This is a genomic window from Tenacibaculum salmonis, from assembly GCF_041053065.1.
GTDB classification, from domain to species: Bacteria; Bacteroidota; Bacteroidia; order Flavobacteriales; family Flavobacteriaceae; genus Polaribacter; species Polaribacter pacificus_A.
Map to the genome: position 1 here is coordinate 1,085,773 of NZ_JBFCVV010000001.1, position 14,507 is coordinate 1,100,279.

The following is a 14,507-nucleotide window of genomic DNA, read 5'->3' on the forward strand; positions in this document are numbered from 1 at the left end:
TTTTTCAAATATATAATCAATCTAATTTTTTATAATGATAAAAAATTATACGTTTTCAACTCTTTTTAAGGTATCTAATTTAGATAATGACAACCGAACAATACTTTCATCTAAAGCTGTTAAATTATGAACTACCTGAGGTTTTAATGAAATAATATCGCCTGTATTTAATTGTTTTATTTCATTATCAACACCAAAATCAATAGTGCCTTTTATCACCTGAACAATTATTGCAAAAGGTGCTTGATGATCTTCCATAGTTTGTCCTTTTTTAAAGACAATACGTATTTCTTTGGAAAAATCAGTATCTAATAATAATGATACTGCTGGTTTATTTTCATTAAACTTAATGTCTTCTAAAAATGAGGCTACTTTCATAATAATTATCTTTTAAATTATTTTATTTTTTTCCCTAATAAATTTGTTGCAATCGTTGTAAATAATACAATACTAATAGAACTTAAAGGCATTAAAATTGCTGCAATTACGGGTTTTAATTGTCCTGTTGTTGCAAAATATAATCCAATTAAATTATAACATAATGATAGTATAAAACTATACTTAATTATTTTGATTGCTTTTTTTGATGCTTTTATGTATCCTGAAATTTCATTAAATTTTGAAGCATCTAAAATAGCATCACAAGCAGGTGAAAACACATTAATATTTTCTGATAATGAAATTCCAACATTACTTTGTGCCAAAGCTCCTGCATCATTTAAACCATCACCAATCATAATTACACTTTCTCCTTTATTTTGTAAATCTTCAACGTAATTTAATTTATCTTCTGGCTTTTGATTAAATAAAAACGACGTATTTTTAGGTAATAAATCTTCTAAAAATTTCTTTTCTCCTTCATTATCACCAGAAACCACGGCTAAATTGTAATTTTCTTCTAATTCAGAAAACAACTCTTTTACACCATTTCTGTACGCATTTTTAAAAACATATTTACCTTTATAAATTCCATCAAAACTAATATGAACAGAAGTATCTAAGTTAATTTTTTCATCAGTATTATTTACAAAAGATGACGAACCAATTTTTATAACTCTGTTTTTATAAGTAGCTTGAATTCCTTTTCCTGTGTATTCTTTAAAGCTATCAACAGGTAACATTTCTACTGATAAAAAACCGTATAACATTCTACTTAACGGATGATTTGAAGCTCGTAAAGCACTTTTTAATATTGCTTTTTCTTCGGATAATAATTCACTTCCTTTATAATCAATTTGATTTTCTTTACTTGTTGTAAGTGTTCCTGTTTTATCAAAAATAACACTATCAATTACCGCCAATTGTTCTACAACTGTGGCATTTTTTAAGTAGAATTTCTTCTTTCCAAAAATCCGAAGCATATTTCCTAAAGTAAACGGAGCTGCTAAAGCAATAGCACACGGACACGCAATAATTAACACAGCAGTAAATACGTTTAAGGCTTTACTTGAATCAAAATAAAGCCAAAATGCGGTAGCAACAAAAGCGATTATTAAAACGGTTATCGTAAAATTCTGACTTATTCTATCTGTTAATGTTTTAAATGATGAATTTTTATCTTTTTTAAATACATCATTACTCCACAATTGCGTTAAATAACTTTGTGAAACCGAAGTTAAAACTTCCATCTCTAAAACTCCCGATAATTGTTTTCCTCCTGCAAATAATTTATCTCCCGATTTTTTAGCTACAGGAACTGCTTCACCTGTAACAAAACTGTAATCAATTTTTGCATTTCCGTTGATTAAAATTCCATCAACAGGAATTAATTCTTGATTTCTAATTAATAATCTATCACCTTTTTCAACATCATAAATTTGTACATTTTCTTCTTTTCCTTCGGATGAAATTCGGGTTACTGCAATAGGAAAATACGATTTATAATCACGTTCAAAAGACAAGAAATTATATGTTTTCTGTTGAAAAAATTTCCCTAATAATAAAAAGAAAACTAAGCCTGTTAAACTATCAAAAAAACCAGTTCCGATATCAAAAATAATTTCAGCAGAACTTCGGATAAATAAAACAGCAACTCCTAAAGCAATCGGAACATCAATATTTAAAATTTTAGCTCGTAATCCTTTATATGCCGAAATAAAATAATCCTGCGCAGCATAAAAAACTACAGGTAATGAGAAGAAAAACATCAACCAACGAAATATTCCTTTGTATTGTTCTAGCCAAAAACCAGTTACTTCAAAATATTCTGGAAAAGATAAAAACATCACATTTCCGAAAGCAAAACCTGCAATTCCTAATTTATAAATTAAGCTACGATCAACTTTTTTTTGACCTACTTCGTAATCTTCTAAGCTGATATATGGTTCGTATCCAATGGAACTCAGCAATAAAACAATTTCTTTTAGCGAAATAATATCGGTATTGTAAGTAATTCGAACTGTCTTTTTAGGAAAATCAACTTGTGATGAACTGATATTCCGTTGTAATTTATGCAAGTTTTCTAACACCCAAATACAGGAACTGCAATGTATGTGAGGTATATATAAATTAACAACATGCAAATTACCATCGTTAAACTCTAGTAGTTTATCGGTAATTTCTTTATTGTCAAGGAAATCATATTTTCCTTGAATTTCTTCTGGAATTGCTCCAGGATTGTTTTGAAAATCATAGTAACAGGTTAAATCATTTTCTGAAAAAATTTCAAAAACCGTCTTACAACCATTACAACAAAAAGATTTCTCTTTAATAATGATGGTTTTGGTATCACATTCGTTACCACAATGAAAACATTTTGCGTTTTCCATATTTACTCGTTTGCCTAGTGCAAAGGTCTTATAAGAAGCTGAATTAAAACATGATATATATCAGCTTTTTATTATCTTTGAACTAGCCTAACCAAACACTATTATGAGCAAATGTGAACAATGCGTTATCCGTAAACTAAATTCTTTAAAATCACTCACAAAAGATGAATTGGTTCGGATTGCAGGTTGTAAAACATCTAAAATTATAAAAAAAGGAGATGTTTTATTTGAAGAAGGAGAACATATAAATGGCGTTTTTTGTATTAAAGATGGTATTTGTAAAGTCTCAAAAATGAGTGATAACGGACGAGATCAAATTGTAAATCTTGTAAGAAAAGGAGATTTGTTAGGTGAACGTAGTTTAATTAATGATGAAGTATCTAACTTAAAAGCAATAGCTGTAAATGATATGGAAATTTGTTTTATCCCTAAAGAAGAAATTGTTAGAGATTTAGAAACAAATCCAAAATTTACTATGGATGTTCTTAAAAACATGGCTTCTTCACTTAAAACTGCAGATAATGTTATTGTTGATATGGCTCAAAAAACTGTAAAACAACGTTTAGCATCTACATTATTAGGACTTGATAGTAAGTTTTATAAAAACGAAAATGGTGCTTTAGATATATTGTTATCTCGTGAAGATATTGCAAATATTATAGGTACTGCAACAGAATCGGCAATTCGATTGCTTTCTGAATTTAAAAAGAAAAAAATAATAAATTTAAAAGGTAAAGAAGTTTTTATTCTTGATAAGCAAGCTTTAAGAGATATTGCAACAGGATTTTAATTTACTTTCATTAAATATAAAAACAAAAAAACGTCTATAATAGACGTTTTTTGTTTTTTAAGCTTCACCTGTTGTTCCTCCAAAATTCATTGGAATAGGCACTTGCTCATAATCTTTTATTTCACCATTTGCTTGCTCAAATTTTTGAACATTTTCAACTAAAGCCTTTGCTAGTCTTTTAGCGTGTTGTGGTGTTAAAATAATTCTTGATTTCACTTTAGCCTTTGGTACACCAGGCATAATGTTTATAAAATCAACTATAAATTCTGATACAGAATGATTAATAATTGCTAAATTACTATAAGTACCTTCAGCAATATCTTGATCTAATTCTATATTTAATTGTGGATCTTTATTCTCTTCCATAATATAAATATTAAAAAAAAAGGCCTCTAAAAAAATTTAGAGGCCTTTGTATTAAAAATTATAAATTTTTCTCCATTTCTTCTCTAGGCCCTACAATTTGCTTATCGTAAGATCTCATTCCTGTACCTGCTGGTATACGCTTACCAACAATTACATTTTCTTTTAATCCTTCTAAGGTATCAATTTTACCGTTTACTGCGGCTTCATTTAATACTTTAGTAGTTTCCTGGAACGACGCTGCTGATATAAATGATTTCGTTTGTAACGAAGCTCTAGTAATACCTTGTAAAATTTGTTCAGCTGTTGCTGGTTGTGCTTCACGAGCGGCTACTAAATTTTTATCTGCTCTACGTAAAATAGAATTTTCATCTCTTAATTGACGAGCTGAAACAATTTGTCCTGGTTTTAAATTCTCAGAATCTCCTGCGTCTTCAACAACTTTCATTCCGTAGATAGCATCGTTATCTTTGATAAAGTCATTCTTATGAATTAACTGATTCTCTAGAAGTAATGTATCTCCAGAATCAATAATTCTAACTTTACGCATCATTTGACGTACTACAACTTCGAAATGCTTATCGTTAATTTTTACACCCTGTAAACGATATACTTCTTGAATTTCGTTTACTAAATATTGTTGTACCGCTGAAGGTCCTTGAATATTTAAAATATCTATTGGAGTAGTTGCTCCATCAGATAAAGGCATACCTGCTTTAATAAAATCGTTCTCTTGAACTAAAATTTGATTAGATAATTTCACTAAATATTTAGTAATATCACCAGTTTTAGATTCAATAATAATTTCACGATTACCTCGCTTAATTTTACCGAAAGATACTACACCATCAATCTGAGCAATTACTGCTGGATTCGATGGGTTACGTGCTTCAAATAATTCTGTTACACGTGGTAAACCTCCTGTAATATCGCCTGCTTTACCAGACTTACGTGGAATTTTCACTAAAGTATGACCTGTTGGAACTTTATCACCATCACTAACCATTAAGTGAGCACCTACTGGTAAACTATACGAACGTAAAGCATTACCATCAGCATCTTCAATAATTAATGAAGCAATGATTTTTTTATTCTTAGAGTCAATCATTACCTTCTCTTGGAAACCAGTTTGCTCATCAACTTCAACAGAGTAATTAATACCTTGTTCTAAGTTGTCAAACTTAACTCTACCTCCAAATTCAGATACGATAACCCCGTTAAATGGATCCCACTGACATACTGCATCTCCTTTTTTGATAGATTTCATATCTTTATTAAAGATAATAGATCCGTAAGGAATAATGTTAGTACTTAATACTATATCCGTCTTTTTGTCAATGATTTTGATTTCGGCAGTACGTGAAATAACTATTTCTATTTCATTTCCTTCTTTATCTTTACCATTTACAGTACGTAAATCTTCAATTTTAACTTTACCTTCGTATTTAGCAATTAACTTATTCTCTTCAGAAATGTTTCCTGCTACCCCTCCAACGTGGAAAGTACGTAATGTTAACTGTGTACCAGGCTCTCCAATAGATTGTGCTGCAATTACACCAACTGCTTCACCTCTTTGAACTTTTTTACCTGTTGATAAAGATTGTCCGTAACATTTTTCACAAATACCTCTTTCAGATTCACAAGTTAATGCTGAACGAACTTCTACTTTATCAATACCAGCAGCTTGAATTGTATCCGCTAATTTTGAAGTAATTAATTCTCCTGCACCAACAATAATCTCATCACTGTTAAGAGCATATACATCTTGTAAAGAAGTACGACCCGTAATTCTATCACTTAAAGATTCAACGATTTCATCATTTTTCTTTAATGGAGCAACATCTAACCCTCTTAAAGTACCACAATCAACTTCGTTTACAATAACATCCTGAGATACATCTACTAAACGACGAGTTAAGTAACCTGCATCGGCTGTTTTTAATGCCGTATCCGCTAAACCTTTACGAGCACCGTGAGTTGAGATAAAGTATTCAAGAATTGACAATCCTTCCTTAAAGTTAGAAAGAATCGGGTTCTCAATAATTTCTCCACCACCAGCAGTCGATTTTTTAGGTTTTGCCATTAATCCACGCATACCTGTTAACTGACGAATCTGTTCTTTAGAACCCCTTGCACCAGAATCAAGCATCATGAATACCGAGTTAAACCCTTGTTGGTCTTCACGTAAACGTTTCATAGATAACTCTGTTAATCTGTTATTTGCAGACCCCCAAATATCAATTACCTGATTATAACGCTCTTTATTTGTTAACATTCCCATGTTATAGTTAGATACAATTACATCAACCTCTTTATTAGCTTCAGCAATCATTCCTTCCTTTTCTTCAGGAATAATAATATCTCCTAATGAGAAAGATAAACCACCTTCAAAGGCGTATTTATATCCCATATTTTTAATTTCATCTAAGAAATTTCCTACCGCAGGAATATTAGTTACTTTTAAAATATCACCAATAATACCTCTTAATGATTTTTTAGTTAAAACCTCATTAATATATCCAGCCTCTTTTGGTACCTTTTCATTAAATAAAACTCTACCAACCGTAGTTGCTACAATTCTAGTTACGTGCTCACCATCTACAACATCTGCTGTACGAACTTTTATACCTGCGTTTAAGTCTACTCTCTCTTCATTTAAGGCGATAATTACCTCTTCTGGAGAATAAAAAGTTAATCCTTCACCTTTAATAATCACTTCTGGTGTAGATTTTCTTTCTTTGGTCATATAATACAGACCCAATACCATATCCTGAGATGGTACCGTTACTGGTGCTCCATTTGCAGGGTTTAAAATATTGTGAGAACCTAACATTAAAATCTGAGCTTCTAAAATAGCTTCAGGTCCTAATGGTAAGTGAACAGCCATTTGATCTCCATCAAAATCCGCATTAAATGCCGAACATGCTAATGGATGTAAACGAATCGCTTTTCCTTCAATTAATTTTGGTTGAAAAGATTGAATACCTAAACGGTGTAATGTAGGTGCACGGTTTAATAAAACTGGATGACCTTTAATTACATTTTCTAAGATATCCCAAACAACTGGCTCTTTTCTATCTATAATTTTCTTTGCAGATTTTACAGTTTTAACAATACCTCTTTCTATTAATTTACGAATAACAAAAGGCTTGTATAATTCTGCTGCCATATCTTTTGGCAATCCACATTCTGATAACTTTAATTCTGGTCCAACAACAATTACCGAACGTGCAGAATAATCAACACGCTTACCTAATAAGTTTTGACGGAAACGACCTTGTTTCCCTTTTAAACTATCAGATAAAGATTTTAATGGTCTGTTAGATTCTGTTTTTACTGCTGATGATTTACGTGTGTTATCAAATAAAGAATCTACTGATTCTTGTAACATACGTTTTTCATTACGTAAGATAACCTCAGGTGCTTTAATTTCCATTAATCGTTTTAAACGATTATTACGGATAATTACACGACGATATAAATCATTTAAATCTGAAGTAGCAAAACGACCACCATCTAATGGCACTAAAGGACGTAATTCTGGCGGTATAACTGGCACAGCCTTCATAATCATCCACTCAGGATTATTTTCTCTATTTTTCTGAGAATCTCTAAAAGCTTCAACAACATTTAAACGCTTTAATGCTTCGTTTTTACGTTGCTTAGAAGTTTCAGTATTTGCTTTATGACGTAATTCAAATGATAAAGAGTCTAAATCAATTCTTTCTAATAAATCGATTAAACATTCAGCTCCCATTTTAGCGATAAACTTGGTAGGATCTGTATCATCTAAATACATGTTTTCTTGTGGAAGTGTATCTAAAATATCTAAATACTCTTCTTCTGTTAAGAAGTCCATTTTATTCAATGACTCTCCTTCAGCAGTTTTAGCATCACCTGGTTGAATTACTACATAACGCTCGTAGTAAATAATCATGTCTAACTTTTTAGATGGTAAACCTAAAAGGTATCCCATTTTGTTAGGCAATGATCTAAAATACCAAATGTGTGCTACTGGTACGACTAAATTAATGTGACCTACTCTGTCTCTACGTACTTTTTTCTCAGTAACTTCAACTCCACATCGATCACAAATGATTCCTTTATAACGGATTCTTTTGTATTTACCACACGCACACTCATAATCCTTTATAGGACCAAATATACGCTCACAAAATAAACCATCTCTTTCTGGTTTATGTGTACGGTAATTAATAGTTTCTGGCTTTAAAACCTCACCTCTTGACGCCTCTAAAATAGACTCAGGTGATGCTAAACCAATTGAAATTTTGTTAAACTTTTTAACAGTGTATTTTTCGTTCTTTCTTGCCATAATAAGTAATGGATTCGAATTAAAAATTGCCTCTAAATGAGACGTATATTTAAAATGATTTATCATTAGATAATCAAGACGATTACCTAATGATATTTCACTGTTTGTTATTCCTCTAATTTAACATCTAATCCTAAACCTTTCAGTTCGTGCATTAATACATTAAATGATTCTGGTAAACCTGGTTCTGGCATAGTTTCACCTTTTACGATTGCCTCGTAAGTTTTGGCTCTACCTAATACATCATCAGATTTAACGGTTAAGATTTCTCTTAATATACTTGATGCACCATATGCTTCAAGTGCCCAAACTTCCATCTCTCCAAAACGCTGACCTCCAAATTGAGCTTTACCTCCAAGTGGTTGCTGAGTAATTAATGAGTAAGGTCCAATAGAACGCGCATGCATTTTATCTTCAATCATGTGACCTAACTTAATCATATAAATGATACCTACCGTTGCTGGCTGATCGAAACGTTTACCAGTACCTCCATCATATAAATATGTATGTCCGTAACGTGGAATTCCTGCTTGATCAGTTAAGGCGTTTATCTGGTCGATGTTTGCTCCATCAAAAATTGGTGTAGCATACTTTTGATCTAATTTTTGACCTGCCCATCCAAGAACAGTTTCATAAATCTGACCAATATTCATACGAGATGGTACCCCTAATGGGTTAAGTACAATATCTACTGGTGTTCCGTCTGCTAAGAAAGGCATATCTTCGGCTCTAACAATACGAGCAACAATACCTTTATTTCCGTGACGTCCTGCCATCTTATCTCCTACTTTTAATTTACGTTTTTTAGCAACATAAATTTTGGCAAGTTTTAAGATTCCTGCTGGTAATTCGTCTCCTACAGAAATTGTAAATTTCTCACGACGTAAAGAACCTTGTAAATCGTTAACTTTAATTTTATAATTGTGAACTAATTCAACAACTAATCTATTTAAGTCTTTATCAGTAGTCCAAGTTCCATGTAAGTGAGTAAAATCACCTACAGAGTTTAACATTTTTTGAGTGAATTTTTTACCTTTTGGTAATACTTCCTCTCCTAAATCATTAAATACTCCTTGAGAAGTTTTTCCTGTAATAAGATTAAATAATTTTTCAATTAATAAATCTTTTAAATCTTCAAACCTATGAACATAAGATGCTTCTAAAGTAGCAATAGCTTCTTTATCACGAGCACGTTTTGTTTTATCTTTTACAGCACGTTGAAATAATTTTTTATTAATTACCACACCTCTTAATGATGGAGAAGCTTTTAATGATGCATCTTTTACATCACCTGCTTTATCACCAAAAATAGCACGTAATAATTTTTCTTCAGGAGTTGGGTCAGATTCTCCTTTTGGTGTAATTTTACCAATTAAGATATCACCAGGGTTAACCTCTGCTCCAATACGAATCATTCCGTTTTCATCTAAGTCTTTAGTAGCCTCTTCTGAAACATTAGGAATATCGTTTGTTAATTCTTCAGCTCCTAATTTCGTATCACGAACATCTAATGAATATTCGTCAATATGAATAGAAGTAAAAATATCTTCACGAACAACTTTTTCTGAAATTACAATTGCATCCTCAAAGTTATACCCTTTCCAAGGCATAAAGGCTACTTTCATATTTCTTCCTAAAGCTAATTCTCCTTTTTGTGTTGCATATCCTTCACAAAGCACTTGACCTTCTTCAACTCTATCACCAACTTTTACAATCGGTTTTAAGTTAATGTTAGTACCTTGATTTGTTTTTCTAAACTTAATTAAATTATATGAAATATCATCTGATTCAAAGCTTACTAAACGCTCTTCATCCGATCTATCATACTTAATTCTAATTTTATTAGCATCGACATACTCAATAACTCCAGGTCCTTCGGCATTAATTAAAATACGAGAATCTTTTGCAACTCTACGCTCTAACCCTGTACCTACAATTGGTGATTCTGGACGCAATAATGGAACTGCTTGACGCATCATGTTCGATCCCATTAAGGCTCTATTGGCATCATCATGCTCTAAGAAAGGAATTAATGATGCTGATATAGATGCTATCTGGTTAGGTGCAACATCCATATAATCAATTTCAGTAGGTGTTACCACAGGGAAATCTCCCCCTTCTCTTGAAATTAATTTATCTCCAACAAAATCTCCAGCTGCACTTACCTCTAAATTAGATTGTGCAAACTTCATTCCTTCTTCTTCTTCAGCACTTAAATAAATATGCTCTTGATTTACATCTACATTTCCTTCGATAACCTTTTTATAAGGTGTTTCGATAAAACCTAAACTGTTAACCTTTGCAAATACTGCTAAAGATGAAATTAATCCAATATTTGGTCCCTCAGGAGTTTCAATTGGACATAAACGTCCGTAGTGTGTATAGTGAACATCACGAACCTCGAATCCTGCTCTTTCTCTAGATAAACCTCCAGGTCCTAGTGCTGATAAACGACGTTTGTGCGTAATCTCAGCTAATGGATTGGTTTGATCCATAAATTGAGATAACTGATTAGTTCCAAAAAACGAATTAATAACAGAAGACAAAGTCTTTGCATTAATTAAATCAATAGGAGTAAATACCTCGTTATCACGTACATTCATTCTTTCACGAATAGTACGAGCCATACGAGCTAAACCTACACCAAACTGACCTGCTAATTGTTCACCAACAGTTCTTACACGACGGTTAGATAAGTGATCAATATCATCTACTTCTGCTTTTGAGTTAATTAACTCAATTAAGTATTTGATAATGGTAATAATGTCATTCTTAGTTAATACCTTCTGATCAATCGGTTCGTTTAACTGTAACTTGGTATTCATTCTAAAACGCCCAACTTCACCTAAACTATAACGTTGCTCAGAGAAAAATAATTTTTCAATTATTCCTCTTGCTGTCTCCTCATCTGGCGGCTCAGCATTACGTAATTGTCTGTAGACGTGTTCTACTGCTTCTTTTTCAGAGTTCGTAGGATCTTTCTGCAGTGTATTGTGAATGATGGCATAATCGGCCATGTCGTTATCTACCTTATGTAATAAGATAGTTTTAGCACCTGCATCGATTATTTCATCAATATGATCTTTTTCTATGATGGTATCACGGTCAAAAATAATTTCGTTACGTTCAATAGACACAACTTCACCTGTATCTTCATCAACGAAATCTTCATGCCAAGTTTTTAAAACTCTAGCAGCTAATTTACGCCCTAATACTTTTTTTAATCCAGCTTTAGAAACTTTAACTTCTTCTGCTAAATCAAAGATTTCTAATATATCTTTATCTCTTTCAAAACCGATAGCTCTGAATAACGTAGTTACTGGTAGTTTTTTCTTTCTATCAATATAAGCATACATTACTTGATTGATATCTGTTGCAAATTCTATCCAAGAACCTTTAAAAGGAATTACCCTTGCAGAATACAACTTAGTTCCATTTGCATGGAAAGATTGTCCAAAAAACACACCTGGTGAACGGTGTAATTGAGATACAACAACTCGTTCTGCTCCATTAATAATGAAAGTTCCAGAATTTGTCATATAAGGAATAGTTCCTAAATACACATCTTGAACAATAGTTTCAAAATCTTCGTGTTCAGGATCTGTACAGTAAAGCTTTAATCTTGCTTTTAAAGGAACACTATGTGTTAATCCTCTTTCAATACATTCTTGGATGCTATATCTTGGTGGATCTACAAAGTAGTCTAAAAATTCTAATACAAATTGATTACGGGTGTCTGTAATCGGAAAGTTATCCATGAAGGTTTTATACAAACCTTCTTCACCTCGCTCATCAGCTTTAGTTTGCAATTGGAAAAAATCTTGGAAAGATTTCACCTGGATATCAAGAAAATCTGGATAGTCGGTTCCTAATTGCGATGATGCGAAGTTAATTCTTTCAGTAGTGTTTATCGTTGCCAAAAGAGATGCTATTTTTAAATTAAAAATATTATTTTTTGAAACTTTCTTGTTTCAATAATGCAATTTTAATTGCTTTGCTGATTCAAAATCAGCTCTTTACAGTCGTACTATTACAAATTCAATTGTAACAAATAAAGAACGAATATATACACAAAATGGTTTAGGACTAGAAACGTATGTTTCTAGTACCTAAACCTTAATTGTTTTACCCAGTTAAACCGGGGCTATAAATTACTTAATCTCTGCTTCAGCTCCTGCTTCTTCTAAAGATTTTAAAAGACCTTCTGCCTCATCTTTAGTTACTCCTTCTTTTACTGGTGCTGGTGCGCTATCAACGATTGCTTTAGCTTCTTTTAAACCTAATCCAGTTAATTCTTTAACTAACTTTACTACAGCTAATTTAGAACCACCTGCTGCTTTTAAGATAACATCAAATTCAGTTTGCTCATCTGCTGCATCTCCTCCTGCTGCTGGACCTGCTACTGCTACTGCTGCTGCTGCTGGCTCAATACCATACTCATCTTTTAAAATATCAGCTAATTCATTAACTTCTTTTACTGTTAAGTTAACTAATTGTTCTGCGAAATCTTTTAAATCTGCCATTTTAATTGTGTTTTGAATTTTATTATTTAGTTTATTCGTGCGCGTATTATTTCTCTGATAATGTCTTTAATATACCAGATAATTTATTACCTCCTGATTGTAATGCTGAAACAACATTCTTAGCAGGCGATTGTAATAATGAGATAATATCTCCAATAAGTTCTTCTCTAGATTTAATGTTAACTAGTGCATCTAATTGGTCATCTCCAACATAAACAGACTCTTCAACAAAAGCACCTTTTAATAAAGGCTTCTCTGATTTTTTTCTGAACTCTTTAATAACTTTTGCAGGGGCGTTAGACACCTCTGAAATCATCATTGAAGTATTTCCTTTTAAAACATCTGGTAAATCTCCGAAATCTTTATCAGAAGCTTCCATTGCTTTTGAAAGCAATGAGTTTTTAACAACAGCTAATTCTACGTTCGCTTTAAAACAAGCTCTTCTTAAGTTTGAAGTAGTAACGGCATCTAAACCAGAAATATCTGCTAAATAGATGGTACCTGTATCTGCTAATCTTGCTGTTAAATCTTGTATTACTTGTAATTTGTCTTCTCTTGTCATAATTAAAAGTTTAAGTGCCTATGATATAGATTTTTCATCTACAGCAATACTAGGACTCATAGTTGAAGACATAAATATACTCTTTATATAATCTCCTTTAGCCGCTGTTGGCTTTAATTTAACTAACGTTTGTAATAACTCATTTGCATTTTCCTGAATCTTCTGAGCATCAAAAGATACTTTTCCGATAGCAGCATGTACAATACCAGTCTTATCAACTTTAAAGTCAATTTTACCAGCTTTAACTTCTTGTACTGCTTTTGCAACGTTCATAGTTACTGTACCTGTCTTTGGGTTAGGCATTAAACCTCTTGGTCCTAATACACGACCTAAAGGACCTAACTTACCCATAACACTAGGCATAGTTATAATCACATCAACATCAGTCCAACCACCTTTAATTTTCTGAAGGTATTCATCTAGTCCAACATAATCAGCACCAGCTGCAATAGCTTCTGCTTCTTTATCTGGAGTAACTAATGCTAATACTTTTACGTCTTTTCCTGTTCCGTGAGGTAATGTTACAACACCACGTACCATTTGATTTGCTTTACGAGGATCAACTCCTAAACGTACTGCTAAATCAACTGATGCGTCAAATTTTACAGTTGTAATTTCCTTAACTAAGGCTGATGCATCTTGTAAGCTGTAAACTTTAGAGCTATCTACCTTAGAACGAGCTTCTTTTTGCTTTCTAGTAATTGCCATTTCTAAATATCTTTTAAAGTTTAAGCAGGTGCATTACCTGTTACTGTTAATCCCATAGAACGAGCGGTTCCGGCTATCATTTTCATTGCTGATTCAACTTTAAAGGCATTCATATCTACCATTTTGTCTTCTGCAATTAATCGAATCTGATCCCAAGAAACACTTGCTACTTTTTTCCTATTTGGTTCTCCCGAACCCTTCTTAATTTTGGCCGCTTCTAACAATTGTACTGCAGCTGGTGGTGTTTTTACAACAAACTCGAAAGATTTGTCTTTATAAACAGTAATCACAACAGGTAAAACTTTACCTTGCTTGTCCTGTGTACGAGCATTAAACTGCTTACAGAACTCCATGATATTAACACCGGCAGCACCTAAAGCGGGTCCAACTGGTGGCGACGGATTCGCAGCACCTCCCCTAACTTGTAGTTTAACTAATTTACTTATTTCTTTTGCCATTG

Annotated in this window: 10 protein-coding genes; 1 reads left to right on the top strand and 9 read right to left on the bottom strand. The window is 32.4% G+C overall.

Going from position 1 to position 14,507, the window contains the following annotated elements:
- Positions 1 to 45: 45 nt before the first annotated feature.
- A complete protein-coding gene (locus AB0T67_RS04615) occupies positions 46 to 378 on the bottom strand; it encodes an AraC family ligand binding domain-containing protein (RefSeq protein WP_369219350.1) in 333 nt (110 codons plus the stop codon).
- A 17-nt stretch (positions 379 to 395) separates the two neighbouring features.
- The gene (locus AB0T67_RS04620) at positions 396 to 2,768 is read right to left on the bottom strand and encodes a heavy metal translocating P-type ATPase (protein WP_369219351.1); all 2,373 of its coding nucleotides are present in this window, start codon (positions 2,766 to 2,768) and stop codon (positions 396 to 398) included.
- A 103-nt stretch (positions 2,769 to 2,871) separates the two neighbouring features.
- On the opposite strand from AB0T67_RS04620, the gene AB0T67_RS04625 reads away from it, so the two are divergent.
- Entirely contained in the window at positions 2,872 to 3,558 is a 687-nt protein-coding gene (locus AB0T67_RS04625) for a Crp/Fnr family transcriptional regulator (protein WP_369219352.1), read from the top strand.
- Between the two features lie 57 nt (positions 3,559 to 3,615).
- Here AB0T67_RS04625 and AB0T67_RS04630 read toward each other — a convergent pair whose 3' ends face one another.
- From AB0T67_RS04630 to rplK, 7 genes are all read right to left on the bottom strand, one after another.
- Positions 3,616 to 3,924 (bottom strand): DUF3467 domain-containing protein, encoded by a 309-nt coding sequence (locus AB0T67_RS04630; RefSeq protein ID WP_271231579.1) that lies wholly within the window; start codon positions 3,922 to 3,924, stop codon positions 3,616 to 3,618.
- Positions 3,925 to 3,982: 58 nt separating this feature from the next.
- Positions 3,983 to 8,254 carry a DNA-directed RNA polymerase subunit beta' gene (rpoC, locus tag AB0T67_RS04635; protein ID WP_369219353.1) on the bottom strand — a complete coding sequence of 1,424 codons (4,272 nt, stop codon included), beginning with the start codon at positions 8,252 to 8,254 and terminating at the stop codon, positions 3,983 to 3,985.
- 107 nt (positions 8,255 to 8,361) lie between these two features.
- Entirely contained in the window at positions 8,362 to 12,174 is a 3,813-nt protein-coding gene (rpoB, locus tag AB0T67_RS04640; protein WP_369219354.1) for a DNA-directed RNA polymerase subunit beta, read from the bottom strand.
- Between the two features lie 231 nt (positions 12,175 to 12,405).
- Positions 12,406 to 12,777 carry a 50S ribosomal protein L7/L12 gene (rplL, locus tag AB0T67_RS04645; protein WP_271231577.1) on the bottom strand — a complete coding sequence of 124 codons (372 nt, stop codon included), beginning with the start codon at positions 12,775 to 12,777 and terminating at the stop codon, positions 12,406 to 12,408.
- Positions 12,778 to 12,823: 46 nt separating this feature from the next.
- Positions 12,824 to 13,339: a 50S ribosomal protein L10 gene (gene rplJ, locus AB0T67_RS04650; RefSeq protein ID WP_271231576.1), complete on the bottom strand. Its 516-nt coding sequence runs from the start codon at positions 13,337 to 13,339 to the stop codon at positions 12,824 to 12,826.
- An 18-nt stretch (positions 13,340 to 13,357) separates the two neighbouring features.
- Positions 13,358 to 14,047, bottom strand: coding sequence for a 50S ribosomal protein L1 (gene rplA / locus AB0T67_RS04655; RefSeq protein WP_271231575.1), 690 nt, complete (start codon positions 14,045 to 14,047; stop codon positions 13,358 to 13,360).
- 20 nt (positions 14,048 to 14,067) lie between these two features.
- Positions 14,068 to 14,505, bottom strand: coding sequence for a 50S ribosomal protein L11 (gene rplK, locus AB0T67_RS04660; protein WP_271231574.1), 438 nt, complete (start codon positions 14,503 to 14,505; stop codon positions 14,068 to 14,070).
- Between the last annotated feature and the right edge of the window lie 2 nt (positions 14,506 to 14,507).

What these genes read in the sequence shown, in the direction of transcription:
- AB0T67_RS04630 (WP_271231579.1), bottom strand. Translation starts at nt 3,924, where the DNA reads ATGGAAGAGAATAAAGATCCACAATTAAATATAGAATTAGATCAAGAT.
- rplK (WP_271231574.1), bottom strand. Translation starts at nt 14,505, where the DNA reads ATGGCAAAAGAAATAAGTAAATTAGTTAAACTACAAGTTAGGGGAGGT.
- AB0T67_RS04615 (WP_369219350.1), bottom strand. Translation starts at nt 378, where the DNA reads ATGAAAGTAGCCTCATTTTTAGAAGACATTAAGTTTAATGAAAATAAA.
- AB0T67_RS04625 (WP_369219352.1), top strand. Translation starts at nt 2,872, where the DNA reads ATGAGCAAATGTGAACAATGCGTTATCCGTAAACTAAATTCTTTAAAA.
- rplA (WP_271231575.1), bottom strand. Translation starts at nt 14,047, where the DNA reads ATGGCAATTACTAGAAAGCAAAAAGAAGCTCGTTCTAAGGTAGATAGC.
- rpoC (WP_369219353.1), bottom strand. Translation starts at nt 8,254, where the DNA reads ATGGCAAGAAAGAACGAAAAATACACTGTTAAAAAGTTTAACAAAATT.
- rplL (WP_271231577.1), bottom strand. Translation starts at nt 12,777, where the DNA reads ATGGCAGATTTAAAAGATTTCGCAGAACAATTAGTTAACTTAACAGTA.
- rplJ (WP_271231576.1), bottom strand. Translation starts at nt 13,339, where the DNA reads ATGACAAGAGAAGACAAATTACAAGTAATACAAGATTTAACAGCAAGA.
- AB0T67_RS04620 (WP_369219351.1), bottom strand. Translation starts at nt 2,768, where the DNA reads ATGGAAAACGCAAAATGTTTTCATTGTGGTAACGAATGTGATACCAAA.